This is a genomic window from Photobacterium sp. TY1-4 (assembly GCF_025398175.1).
In the GTDB taxonomy this organism is placed as follows: Bacteria; Pseudomonadota; Gammaproteobacteria; order Enterobacterales; family Vibrionaceae; genus Photobacterium.
Window position 1 is genome coordinate 1632236 of sequence record NZ_CP099735.1, and the last position, 12947, is coordinate 1645182.

The window sequence follows — 12947 nt, forward strand, 5'->3', positions numbered from 1 at the left end:
TTTACTACCCTTCCTGTTTTCTTTAAAGCATCTCGATGCTGATCTCATCGAAGCGATAGACCTTGCCGCCAAACTCGTCCCTAAAGCGGTTGGCATCGGCTTCCCGGCTGAAGCTGGCCAGGGTTTTGCCCATCGCGCCTTTTTTCTCCGAGCCGATGACATACCAGGCCTCGCGGGCATCAATGAAATATTCGTCTTCCGGTTTTTGCCACGGCGTTTTGCTCATGTCATGGACATAGATCTCTTTCACCTGGCGTTGGTTTTCCGGCTGCAGAATAAAGCTGAACAAGTCTCGGGTGGAGCAGAATTTACTGACGGACTCGGTCGATTTGCTATAGCTTTCGCCTTTGGGGCCGGGGAAGCGGCTGATAATCATCCCGCACAGGTGACATTCATCTGCCTGTTCAATCGCTGCGGCCTGACGCACCTTGGCCTGTTGTTCGGTGTTCTGATCACTGCAAGCGACGCCCAGGCTCAGGAGGAGCGCTATGGCGAGGGATTGGAGAGAAAACAGAGATTGGAGAGAAAAAAAAGTACGCATAAGTCATCCTTAGTCGTTGGCCAAACCAAGCCGGTCAGCATTTAGAGTTTTTTGTGATGAAAGATCAGCGCAGCCAACGCCAGCGGTGCCAGGACCCAGCCGAGCATGATGAGAAAGAGCTGGGCCAGAGACTGGCTTTGCTCGAGGGCGACGGCCACTACCCCGTTGACATCCCCGGTATCGAGCGCGGCTAAATTGATCAGCCGGAACAGGTCGGCCGGGTTGAACCACATCAGTTGCACCAGGAACGACTGGCTGAGGCCTTCTTCGACGCCGATCAGCAGAGCCAGTAGCGCCAGGTCAAACACCAGCACAAAGAAGAACCACAGCAGCAGGGCGATCCCCGCCGCTTTCGATTTTTCAGACACCGACAGGCTGATCACATAGGCGATAGCGATGAAACACAGCCCCAGCAAGATGGCCGACAGAATAAACAGGCCAAAGGCCGGTAACACCTCGCTTGCGCCCGTTTGCCATGCCATTAGCATGGCTGCGCTGCCAAACCCCAGGCTGGTCGCCAGTCCGATAATAGTGCCCTGGCCGAAGAACTTGCCGAGCAGGAGCTGGCGGTGGCTGAGCGGATAAGTCATTAGCAACAGCAAGGTTCCGGATTCCTGCTCGCCGACGAAGCTGTCGTAACTCAGTAGCAGCGCGATGAGCGGGATCAGAAACACCGCCAGGCTGGACAGGCTGGCGATTGTTGTCGAGAGCGAGGCGACGCCCAGTTGGCCGGAAGCGGCTGAGCCATAGTAGCTGAGGCCGATGGCCAGTACCGCGAAAATGAATGTGATGGACAGTAGCCAGCGATTGCGTAGGCCATCCTGAAACTCTTTCAGGGCAACAGCGAATAAAGCATTCATGATGAAGCAACCTCCGGTGGGGTAAGCGGGCGTCCGGCAGCGTCTGGCTGCAGGGCTGAGGGAGCGACAGCCCCCTGACACTGTGCGTTGTCTGTGTTGAGGTAATACTGGTAGAGTTGCTCCAGGTTGGCCGGCTCGATGCTGATATCCGGCAGCAGAGGATCGTCCAGCAGCCGGCGGATCACGGCGAGTTTTTGCTTTTCAGGAACCTGTAGCTGCTCCGGTCCGGTTTGCCACTGGCTTAGCTCGGGGTGGCTGCTGAGAAGGGGCGCCAGCTCAGGGATACGAATCGTGGCCGGGAGGTTGGCTTTCTCCCGCAACTGGACCAGGGTGCCGATGGCTTTTTGGCGCCCCCCGGCCAGGATCATGGCCCGATCAATATGCTGCTCGACGCCTGGGAGGACATGGGAGCAGAGGATGACGCTGGTGCCGTTGGATTTTAGCTGGTCGACACGCTGGTAGAAGTCCTGGGTGGCGATAGGATCCAGCCCGACCGTGGGCTCATCCAGCAGGAGAAGCTTCGGGTTGCCGAGAAAGGCCTGTGCCAGCCCGAGGCGCTGGCGCATCCCTTTGGAGTAATGTTTTACCTTCCGGTTTAAAGCATGGGTCAGGCCGACCTGCGCCAGCAGTGCCGGTACTTCCTGCTGGCTGACTTGTTTCAGCCGGGCAAAGTAGGTGAGAATTTCCAGGCCGGTTAAATGGTCGTAGAAGCTGACGTTTTCAGGTAGGTAGCCAATTTGCCTGCGGCTTTGCCAGGCCTGTTTGGACTGGGGGTCCACGCCGAAAATACGAACTTCTCCGCTGCTGGCTGGGATCACCCCCAGAATGATTTTCATCATGGTGGTTTTGCCCGCTCCGTTATGGCCAAACAGGCCAAGTACTTCTCCGGGGTTCAGCGCCAGGTTGATTGCCTGCAGTGCGTCCAACTGCTGATACTGTTTGCCGGTCTCGCTGAGTGAAATAATAGGTTTCGTTGCTGTCATTGGATTCCCCCGACGTATGCTGATTGGCCGGATGTTGAGGATGTTCGGGCTGCCGATGTGGCCGACTCTTCTGCTGAACCTGTCATGGGCAGCATCAACGGAAAGCTGTCTTTGACCCCGGCAGGCTTGAGCACCGGGAACTGTTTCTGGACCCAGCGCAGCATCAGGATGGCCGGGCTGTCCAGCAGCACCTTGGCTTCAGGATATTGCCAGACGAGCTTGTCGATGCCGTCATTGGGCTCAAAAGGCGTATCGCCGCGGCCATCGTTATTGAGATCCCAGCCGAGATAGTTGCTCCAGAAGTTCCCGGTGCCATTTTGGCTCCACTCCTGCTTCCGGTTCGAGACATATTTCACCTGAACCGGGTTGTTGAGAAAGGTGTTGCCAAAGACCTTGACGTTCTCTGAGCCGGCCGTCAGGTGAATACCGATTTCAGTGGTGTCAATGGTGTTGAAACTCAGGGTGTTGTAGCCCGAGTTGTAGACGAACAGCCCTTTGCCGTCGCGGCCGTTGACCTTGTGCTCCGGCTTGGTCCAGACATTGCTGATGCGGTTGTGGCTGATCTCTGAGTAGGTGATGAAGTTCATCAGAAAGCCGTAATCTTCGCTGTCGCGGGTTTCGTTGCCAATCACGGTCAGCTTGCGGGAGCTCATCAGTGCGTAACCGGCCCGGGTACGAAAGGCCAGATTGTCCTGAACCCGGTTGCTGTGGGAATACATATAGTGAATGCCGTAGCGAAGATCGTGCATGGTATTATTTTTTAATACACTTTGCTGGCTGGCGATAATATAGAGGCCGTCGCGGGTGTGGCTGACGATGTTGTTACTGACGTCGGCATGTTGAACCCGGGACAGCTGGATGCCGTTGCCGCGGTCGGGAGAGCGCAGTTTCGGGTTCCCGATAACTTCATTGCCTTCGACTTTGATGTGTTGGCCGCCCTGGATCCAGATGCCAAAACCGTCCCCTTTCAGGCGGTTGTTGCGGATCACCAGGTGGCTGGCATGCTTGTCGGCATAGATGCCGGCATTTTGTGCGGTCAGATCGCGCCCCCAGTTGTGAATATCCAGGCCTTCAATCCGGATCCGTTCGTTCTGTAACAACAAGGCATGTCCTTTACCGCCGGCATTGATCCTGGCCCCTGGGGTGCCCTGCAGTTTGACGGCGCGGCGTATGACAAAGTTGCCGGTGTATTCTCCGGCAGCCAGGGTGATCACGTCGCCGTCGGCAGCGGTGTCCAGCACCTGCTGCAGGTTATCTTCCACTGAAACCCGAATGGTCTCAGCCAGTGCCACCGGCTGCAGACACAGCAATATCAGCAGTGAAATTATGGATTTGATCATCGCTGTCTCTCTTCCGCGATTTCTGTACAGGAGATTGCGTTCATGATGTCGATGAAGCGCCATCACCGAGTGATGGCGCTTTGGCATCGGGCTTATGCTTCGACCAGCATCCGGCCGCGCATCTCCATATGGAGGGCGTGGCAGAACCAGTTACAGTAGTACCACTGGACGCCCGGCTTGCTGGCAATGAAGGTGACTGACGCGGTCGCTTGCGGCCCAATCTCCATCTGTACGCCGTGGTTGGTCATACAGAAGCCGTGGGTGACGTCTTCGACCATATCCAGGTTGGTGACCACCATAGTCACTTCATCCCCGAGCTTGACCTTGAACTCGGTCAGGCCGAAGTTCGGAGCGACCGAGGTCATATAGACCCGCACCTTGTTGCCGTCGCGGATCACCTTGTTCTGGGTCATCACATCAACGCCGTCTTTTTCCGCCATCGCCAGTGTTTCAGCGAACATCGGATCATCCCGGGTCCACAGTTTTTTCGGTTTGACGACACTGCGGTGAACGATCATGCAGTCGTGGGGCTCGGCGAAGGTCGGGCCGTCATGGACCAGCTTCATGTCATCGCCGGAAATGTCGATCAGCTGATCGTTTTCCGGGCGCAGCGGGCCAACTGGCAGGAAGCGGTCTTTGGAGAACTTACACAGCGAGATCAGCCATTTGCCGTCAGCATCCCGGGTTTCCCCCTGTGAGGTGTGGTTATGGCCGGGTTGGTAATGGACATCCAGCTTCTGACGCAGGTAATTGACCTTCTCACCATTGTAAGCCTTGATCGCATCTTCAACGTTCCATTTGGCGATCTGGCTGTCGAGGAACAGGGTGGTGTAGGCATTGCCGCGGTTGTCAAAGGCGGTGTGTAGGGGCCCCAAGCCAAGCTCTGGCTCGGCAACAATCGCATCCCGTGGCTGGATCTTGTCGTCAAACAGGTCATCGAGCTTGTCGATGCCGATCACGGACACGGTTGGTGACAGTTTGCCGTTGGCAACAAAGTATTTACCGCTGGGAGAGGTGTTCAGGCCATGCGGTGACTTGGGTACAGGAACATAACGGGTGAGCTCTGAGCCTTTGCGGCCGTCCAGCACCGGGATATCGTTGCCGTTGTAGGTTTTATATTTGCCCGCTTTCAGAGCCGCTTCACAACGCGGCAGGTTGAATATCACCACATGATCCCGCTCAGCGGTGATCATCTCACCCAAGTTCATGCCCATCTCTGAGTTATAGCAGGTCGAGGCAAAGTACTTGCCGTCATAGTCGGCATCTGTGTTGTCGAGGTTACCGTCAACCATGACCTGGAACGCCACTTCCATTTTCTCGGCATCAATGACGTTGAACAGCGAGCGGTAGGTGCTGACATCTTCCAGGCTAGCTTTGCCGTCGTTGTTCATTGGGATCTCGAACTCGCCGTTACAGAAGATGTACTTGGTTTCCGGGACTTTCTGCACCCGTAGCCCATGGATCGCCTGAACGTTCGGAACGGTCATCATTTTGTCGGTTTTCATCACATCACAACGGATCCGGGCGACCCGGCTGTTGGCTTTGTCATTGATAAATACGTATTTGCCGTTGTAGCGGCCGTCGGTCATGCTCATATGCGGGTGGTGTGAATCGCCGACCAGCATATCGACACTGTCGCCTTTAATTCGCTTACTTTCGTTGGTGATCCCCCAGCCGGTGGCGCTACAGGTGTTAAATACCGGGATCCGCATCAATTCGCGCATGGAAGGCAGGCCCATAATGCGCACTTCTCCAGAGTGGCCGCCACTCCAGAAGCCGTAATACTCGTCCATTTCGCCCGGATGGACAAATGGGGAATTTTGCGCTTCCTTGGCTTTGGCCTGTGCCATCGACGCAAACATGGCTGCGGACATCGGGGCAACGGCTGCCCCCAGGCCGATCGCAGCCGTTTTGCCGAAGAATTTACGCCGTGATTCGTTTTGCGGGGCGTCCGGGGTCGCGTTCAGATCGTTGCTTTTGTTGTCACTCATGGGTGGTTCTCCATACCGTTCACATCGACACAATTGTGTTCTGGAATCGTTGTTATTGGGGCTGCGCAATATCGCGCTGTGTTGTTATTCGGTGACGCTGATCGGGATGTCTTGTGAAGTATCCCGGCGTTTCTTGCGCGCCAGCTTTTTCAGTGGCGGGCATTTGGTTTCGTTGTAGTAGGTGATCTGGCAATCCAGGCAGTAATGGCATTCGCGCATGTTGATGGTGCCATCCGGGTGAATGGCCTGGATCTCGCATTCTTTCGCACAGGTTTTACAAGGCTGGCCGCATTCAGGGCGGCGCTTGAGCCAGCTGAACAGCCGGGCACCGCTCGATACCGACAGGGCCGCGCCGAGCGGGCAAAGATAGCGGCAGAAGGTTTTGCGCTGGAACAGATTGAGCACCAGCAGGAATCCTGCCCAGGCGATAAACGGCCATTCGCGATCGAATTTGAGTAAAAAGGTGGTCTTAAAAGGTTCGACTTCAGCGAACTGCTCGGCCAGGGCCAGGGAGTCCAGCGACAGGCCGAACAAGCCCAGCAAAATGAGGTATTTGATCGCCCACAGGCGCTCATGGATTGCAAACGGCAGCTCATATTGCGGGATCTTCACATAGCGCGCGGCGACATTGATCAGCTCCTGCAGCGCGCCGAAGGGACAGAGCCAACCGCAATAGACGGCGCGGCCCCATAGCAGCAGGATCACCGCGGCGGCGCTCCAGAGGGTGAAAATGATCGGGTCAAGCAGGAACAGATCCCAGGAGAACTCTGACATCAGGGCATGCAAAAAGGTAAAGACGTTGACGATGGAGAGCTGTCCGCCCCATGACCAGCCGATGAAGACCACGGTGATCACTAAAAATACATGACGCAGGTTGTGCATGAATTTGGGGTGGCGTACCAGCAGATCCTGGAAAAAGAGGATCAGCAGCAGTGTCAGCAGCAATGTCGCCAGGATGATGACTTCCAGTTGGCGTTCTTGCCACACTTGCTCGGTGAGCGACAATTCTGGTTCGGGAACAATCGCCGGTGGGGTATCAACGTAGCGATCCGGGATGTCGTAATTAGCGCGGAAGCTGGAAAAAATACTGTCGATCGGCCCGGTCTGGCGGCGCACCAGCAGCTCCAATTGCCAGTCCGCACCGGGATCAAAATCATGATGGGCCTGAATGCGAAAGACAGACATCTCCTGAAACGCAGGCGCACCCGGAATATAGAGATCCGTGATGCGGTGATGGTCGAGATCGCGAAAGTCGATTTCCCCTTCGTGCTGGTGGATCTGGATCCGGTCGAAGATGCCGCCGCGGACATAGCCGGAGCCTTTGAATGAATAACCGTTGCCCAGCACAACCACCAGGTGTTCGTCTGGCTTGAGGGTCGACATCAGCCATTGGTAATCAGCCTCGCCAAACAGGTTCCGGCCAATGGTCGGAACATCGGCCAGCGCGTAATACAACTCGGCAAACATTGTCTGCTCCTCTCCGGTCAGTGCCGTGTCGACCTGCTCGGCTTCGGTGCCGATAAAGGCCTGATCCACGGTTTCTCGGGTCAGAAAGAGTTTGCGGATCGAGCCGTCCCCGGTGAGCTGCTGCCAGGTGGCTGGGGCAAACTGATCCTGAATCACGGTTGAGGGCGGCTGAATGATGCCTTGTTCGGTTGCAATGATCCCCAGCGATTGCGCAGCTTTGGTGGCCGCCTTGGTCAGCGCGGCATTCATCACTTTGACCGTGACGGTCGCGCCGGACAGGCCATCGATAGCGACGTAGCCTGGCTCTGTGTTGCCGCCCACTTTGATCCGGTCTGATACGGACAGACCCAGGTACTGCTCGGCAAAGGTGGTCAGTTTGTGCTCCGGGATCCCGGCCAGAATAATCGGCTCATGATGTTCCAGCACCTGGGCGTTCAGGTATTGCCCTTGCGGGTCGATGACAACCAGCATGTTGACCGGCTCGCCGGAGTAGGCTGGGATCGGGGTGATATCGTTGGTCTCAAAGGCGTAGCCAAGGAGTGCTTGCGCTTGATAAATCTCGCGGATCAGCGGCTCACCGGCTTTGTCAGTGATCCGGGTTGCCTGTGGAAAGGTCGCTTTGATCAACGGCAGCGGATCCTTCGGCGGGCTGACAAACAGGGCGCTGGCCGGAGAGATCCCGCCAATCCAAAGAAAAGCTGCAAGGATGAGCTGTATTGCGGTCGCGCTGACTCGATTGAACCTGGACACCATTCACTCCCTGACCAAGATCGGCCCTGATGACTTTTAAGTTGTATTCTATTTGCAACTTTATGGTCGGATATGATTGAGATCAATTTAGTTACAACTGGTTACATATCTCGGCTCAAACTGAGAGATTGGTAGATAAACGCATGGCCGACATGGCCGACATGGCCGGGGGAGCGGAAATGGGTCGGGAATTCGCGCGCGGACAAAAAACCGCCTTCGAGAAGGCGGCTGTTGGGGATGGGTTGTATCTGGGATGCGTTGTATTGGGCCTGTCGGCTTAAACGACCTGCTGAGGCTGCATCACCATTTTTTCCTTGTTCTGGAAGTGATGGCAGTACAGGCCCATGAAATCTTCCCGGATCAGCTGCTCAATTTCCGCGGCACGGTTGGTCGGGCAAAACAGCATAAAATGCACCAGTTGTTCGCCGGTATCGGTGTTGGTGATATGAATGTGCGCCTCAGCGCCCGGTAAGTCGACCCCGGCGTGCCGTTCAATCACATGGTTATACCGCTTGGCCACTTCGGCAAAATCTTCGCAATGCTCGTCGATTTTCGCCAGCATGATCGGCACCAGGGGAAACAGATTCACCGTTTCGCGGATCGTGATTGAAAAATGATGATACACATAGCGCTTCATAAAGTTCAGGTTCTTCACCGGGATGCTGAAAAACATGCTGTTCGGCAGGGTGACGGTCTTCCCGGTATAGTGATAGTTGCCGTGATGGATATCGACTTCCTGGATCACGGTGGCCATCAGGTTGTGCTCGATCACTTCGCCACACAGCGAGCCGACTTCAATCCAGTCGCCAATTTGGAATGAACGTGAGCTGGCGCGCTGGATCGAACCGGTAAAGCAAAGAATAATTTCTTTCGACGCCACCACCACCGCCACGGCGATGGCGGTCAGCGACAGGGCAAACTTGCTGATCTCCGACTGCCAGAGGATGAACATCAACAGCAGCAGCACCGTAAACGTGCCGTTTTTGGTGCGCGAAATCCATTTACGCTGATCATCGCTGAGGAAATTATCGTCCCCTCGGATCTGCGAGATCGTCAGGCGTCTCAGCAGCAGCATGATGCTGAATAACAGGACGCTGAACAGTAGTTTATGCTGCAGCAGGTAGTCGGCGATTAAATTAAAATATTCCACAATCATGTTCAGTTACTTTCGGATTTGTTCGCCCTTAGCCGGGGCAGGTGAGACAGGGACAGCAGCGAAGCCATTCTGATGTCATTCTCGACATAAAGGCTGAAAATTCTCCATGATGTTCGGTAGGAAGTAAATATCGTTGGAAAGATTATTTTCAGCAGTCGCGATGATACCGGATCTTTGTTGCATGTGTCTGAATTTCCTGTCCTATACTCCATAAATAGTCGGCTGGGCGACCTGCTGATGTCGCGGTGCCTGGACAGGTTTGGGACAAATTGTACGCACTTGTTGCCGGCGAAAGATGCATTTATTGGACGGACCCGGCAAAAGTTGGGTCGGATGCCACGCTTTATTGATGTTGCATATGGTTGATGATGTCCAGGATATGGCAACCTACCCCTTTTGCCCGGCAGGTAGTTGCGGGCAAACTCTTTGGCCTGGCGACCTGTTGTCGGGCAAATTATGATAAACCGTGTGGAAGTGAACCGCAGGGACACCTGCGTGAAAGAAGGACTCAATGTGATCCGTTTCATTCAATTAATCGTCGCCTTGTCGCTCCTGGCTGGCGTCGGCTATTTCATCTTGCAGGGGGCACCGCACCCCGATGAGCATGAGCCGAAATATAAATTCCTGGTCTCGAAATACCGGTCCGAAACAGAAGAGCACCGGAACCTGTATCTTCACCACGCCAGTTTGCAGGATATCCCGATGCCGGTCGGGAGCTGGGAGGCTTTTGCGGGACCGGGGCGTCACTTTCTGTTGAAGGTGAATGAAAAAGGTGGTTTTGTGTTGTCGATTAACCCCAACGCGAATGATGACTCGGAAGGGGCGATCACCGGGATCCTGAAAATCACCGGTCAGGCGTTTAAAGCCCACCATGTGGTCGGCTCTGCCAAGCAGGTGATTCCGAAAAGCGGCCATATTATCGTAAAGTCATATGCCGATTCGGCATTTCAGCTCATCCATCCGCAGACGATGGAAGTGATCCGGTTCGAACGCATTGCCGGGTAGGCAGACTTGTCCAGCGAAGCCCGGGGAGTCGTTTCCCTCGGCTCAGCTGGCCAGCGCAATGAGGTGGATCAGGGCAACAATGCCGGTCAGCCTGTTACGCATCGGCTGGTAATCGGCGGGTTGGCCTTCTTTTTCAATCTGCCGAATCTTCATCTCGGCGAACCACACCGCAATAAAGCCAAACAGCAGCAGTAACACCGACAGGGCGAAGTGCTCAGGTGCGCGCAGCAACACCCCCCAGGCGATCAGCGAGAACAGAATACTCAGGATCAGCGCATTGCGGCTGAGTTGATGTTGGATATGGTCAATGGCATTGCCCCACAGGATCCCGGCAAGAAAACTTAAGATCACCGCGCTGTAAGCGATGAACAGTTGCTGCGGCGGAATATCGAACAAGCTGGTCTCGGTCCAGAGGCAAATCAGGCTGATGATGAAAGGCAGTAGCCCTAAGTAGGCGAGCCGGGTCATGAGGTTCGTGACGGGTTGTTCCATAAGACACTCCTGATTGTTGAGTGGAAGACGTCTTTCTTTTTTAAAATTCGACTACTTTTTGAAATCCAACTACTTGCTGCGATTCAATTACTTGCCGCGATTAAATGGCCCGTAGAGATCCATCCGGCGGTGGCGCAGGTTGGTGACCGAGCCGGCTTTGTTGAGATATTTGAGTTTATCCAATTCGACATCGGCAAAAATGATCATTTCCGTGTTCGGGCTGGCTTCGGTGATGGTGGCATCATGCGGAAAGTAGATGTCGGAAGGTGAGAACACCGCGGACTGGGCATACTGGATGTCGACATTATCCACCCGCGGCAGGTTGCCGACACTGCCACCAATCGCCACATAGCACTCATTTTCAATCGCACGGGCCTGGGCACACAACCGGACTCTCAGATAGCCGTTTTTGGTATCCGTCCAGAAGGGGACAAACAGAATCTGCATGCCCTGCTCGGCCATGATGCGCCCGAGCTCCGGGAACTCGACGTCATAGCAAATCAAAATCCCGATCCGCCCGGCATCGGTATTAAACACCTTGATTTTCTCACCGCCGTCAATCACCCAGTCGCGCTGTTCATGGGGGGTGATATGGATTTTATACTGCTCATCAATACAGCCGTCCCGGTGCAGCAGGTAGGAGACATTGTACAGCCGGTCGTTTTCCAGGATCGGCATACTGCCGGCAATAATATTGGTGTTATGGGTGACCGCCATTTGTGAAAAGCGCTGTTTGATCTCTTCGGTAAACTCGCTCAGAAACCGGATGGCTTCAACAGAATTCAACCCGGTTTTTAAACCCATCAGCGGCGCATTGAAAAACTCCGGGAACAGCACGAAATCGGCCTGATAGTTGGACAACGAGGTGACGAAGAACTCGGCCTGATCCATCAAATCTTCCAGCGAAAGCATCGGACGCATCTGCCATTGGACGATCCCCAGCCGGACCAGACTTTTCTCTGATTCCAGCAACGGCACTTCTTCTTCATAAAACACGTTATCCCACTCCAACAGGGTCGCGTAGCCGCAGGATTTATCATCTTCCGGCAGATAGTTTTTCATGATCCGTTTGACGTCAAAATCGTTCGAGAGCTGGAACGAGAGGATCGGGTCATGGATCTCTCGGCGTTTGACTTTCTCGATATATTCCAGCACGGACAACTTGTTGGCGACGGTGTGATAACCGGGGATCCGCCCGCCGGCCAGAATGGCCTTGAGATTCTGATCACGGCAGACCTCTTTGCGGGCTTCGTAGAGCCGACGTCCGAGGCGCAGCCCGCGATAATCGGGATGGACAAACACATCCAGGCCGTACATGGCATCTCCGCTGGCCTGGTTCTGGATGACATTTTGCTCATTAATGATATCGGTGTAGGTGTGGCTGAGGGAAAGCCGGTTGTAGTCGACTTTAATCGTTAATGCGGCGCCGACAATTTTACCGCTGTCTTCAATACAAATTTGACCTTCGGGAAACTGATGGATTAAATCCATAATGGTCATTCGTGGCCAGGCGCCGCCCACATCGTAAAACACTAAATCCATCAGGGTCGCCAGTTCATCGTAATCGCCGGGCTCGATATTGCGAAGGTTCAACAGGGGCGTATTGTTCTCCATGTTTTTTCCTTGTAATTCGTTGGGGTTACGGCCTGCGTATAAGCTAAGTATATACAGTCTGCCGCCCCCGTAATGAAATTGCCGGGCTGTGTTGATGCGCCCGGCGACATGACAGGGTTGTGTGCTTGATGGTGCGGCAGCCCGCTGGTATAGATGACGGCCAGCTAGTAGGTGATGGTGATGTTGTATTTTTCCATAAATGCGTTGCTGCTGAAGGTGCCAATGAGGGCGCCGAACGCGCTACTGAAAGCGATCACAAAGGAGACGGGCAACAGGAGTGCATGGGAAATATAGTTGTCGCCGAACAAGTACAGCAGGAGGGCTGCTGTATAGGCTGCCAGCCCGAATTTGTTGGTGGTGAAGAAGAGCGGGATTTCAAATGCCCAGAGTGAGGTTTGCGGCTTAAAACCGGTCAGCCCGATGAGCACGTAGGCGGCAGTCAGGGCAAGCGCGACGGCAGCTGCTATCAGAAGTTGCGGTATGGCCATTTTTCCATCGGCAAATAAGACATAGCCAATGCGCAGCGAGAACAGCGCAGCGGCCGCCCAGGCGAGCATCAAAGGGCCTAAGATGAGTCCCATATATCCTCCTTGATCGTCTGTTACCGTCATGGCCGAAACCATGGCGGTATTAGGTTAAGCGTATGAGATCACAACGTAAATTGGCTATTCATTTGTTGGCCGGGAGCGGAAAATGGGATGAAGGTAGAAGTTTTGCACTAAAAGGTCATCATCCATACTCGCCCGGT

11 protein-coding genes are annotated in these 12947 nt (G+C 54.6%); 1 reads left to right on the forward strand and 10 read right to left on the reverse strand.

The features are described from left to right. Nucleotides 1-22: 22 nt before the first annotated feature. The 7 genes from NH461_RS24085 to NH461_RS24115 all read right to left on the reverse strand — a co-directional run bounded on the left by NH461_RS24085 (nt 23) and on the right by NH461_RS24115 (nt 9082). Entirely contained in the window at nt 23-541 is a 519-nt protein-coding gene (locus tag NH461_RS24085; protein ID WP_261603487.1) for a nitrous oxide reductase accessory protein NosL, read from the reverse strand. A 41-nt stretch (nt 542-582) separates the two neighbouring features. Continuing rightward, nucleotides 583-1401 carry an ABC transporter permease gene (locus NH461_RS24090; RefSeq protein ID WP_261603488.1) on the reverse strand — a complete coding sequence of 273 codons (819 nt, stop codon included), beginning with the start codon at nt 1399-1401 and terminating at the stop codon, nt 583-585. Next, nucleotides 1398-2384: an ABC transporter ATP-binding protein gene (locus tag NH461_RS24095; RefSeq protein WP_261603489.1), complete on the reverse strand. Its 987-nt coding sequence runs from the start codon at nt 2382-2384 to the stop codon at nt 1398-1400. Before NH461_RS24095 ends, NH461_RS24090 begins: the two co-directional genes overlap by 4 nt. Further along, on the reverse strand, nt 2381-3724 hold the full coding sequence (locus NH461_RS24100; protein WP_261603490.1) for a nitrous oxide reductase family maturation protein NosD: 1344 nt from the start codon (nt 3722-3724) through the stop codon (nt 2381-2383). Before NH461_RS24100 ends, NH461_RS24095 begins: the two co-directional genes overlap by 4 nt. A gap of 92 nt (nt 3725-3816) precedes the next feature. After that, a complete protein-coding gene (nosZ, locus tag NH461_RS24105) occupies nt 3817-5715 on the reverse strand; it encodes a TAT-dependent nitrous-oxide reductase (RefSeq protein WP_261603491.1) in 1899 nt (632 codons plus the stop codon). An 84-nt stretch (nt 5716-5799) separates the two neighbouring features. Beyond that, entirely contained in the window at nt 5800-7935 is a 2136-nt protein-coding gene (gene nosR / locus NH461_RS24110) for a transcriptional regulator NosR (protein WP_261603492.1), read from the reverse strand. Nucleotides 7936-8209: 274 nt separating this feature from the next. Continuing rightward, complete coding sequence (locus NH461_RS24115) at nt 8210-9082, reverse strand: mechanosensitive ion channel family protein (protein WP_410000150.1); 873 nt, start codon at nt 9080-9082, stop codon at nt 8210-8212. Nucleotides 9083-9583: 501 nt separating this feature from the next. Here NH461_RS24115 and NH461_RS24120 point away from each other — a divergent pair. After that, nucleotides 9584-10093 (forward strand): hypothetical protein, encoded by a 510-nt coding sequence (locus NH461_RS24120; protein ID WP_261603494.1) that lies wholly within the window; start codon nt 9584-9586, stop codon nt 10091-10093. A gap of 42 nt (nt 10094-10135) precedes the next feature. On the opposite strand, the gene NH461_RS24125 is transcribed toward NH461_RS24120, so the two are convergent. The 3 genes from NH461_RS24125 to NH461_RS24135 form a co-directional block, all read right to left on the reverse strand. Next, nucleotides 10136-10585, reverse strand: coding sequence for a DUF3429 domain-containing protein (locus NH461_RS24125; RefSeq protein WP_261603495.1), 450 nt, complete (start codon nt 10583-10585; stop codon nt 10136-10138). An 87-nt stretch (nt 10586-10672) separates the two neighbouring features. Then, nucleotides 10673-12199 carry a bifunctional GNAT family N-acetyltransferase/carbon-nitrogen hydrolase family protein gene (locus NH461_RS24130; protein ID WP_261603496.1) on the reverse strand — a complete coding sequence of 509 codons (1527 nt, stop codon included), beginning with the start codon at nt 12197-12199 and terminating at the stop codon, nt 10673-10675. Nucleotides 12200-12363: 164 nt separating this feature from the next. Further along, nucleotides 12364-12780: a hypothetical protein gene (locus tag NH461_RS24135; protein ID WP_261603497.1), complete on the reverse strand. Its 417-nt coding sequence runs from the start codon at nt 12778-12780 to the stop codon at nt 12364-12366. Nucleotides 12781-12947 lie beyond the last annotated feature (167 nt).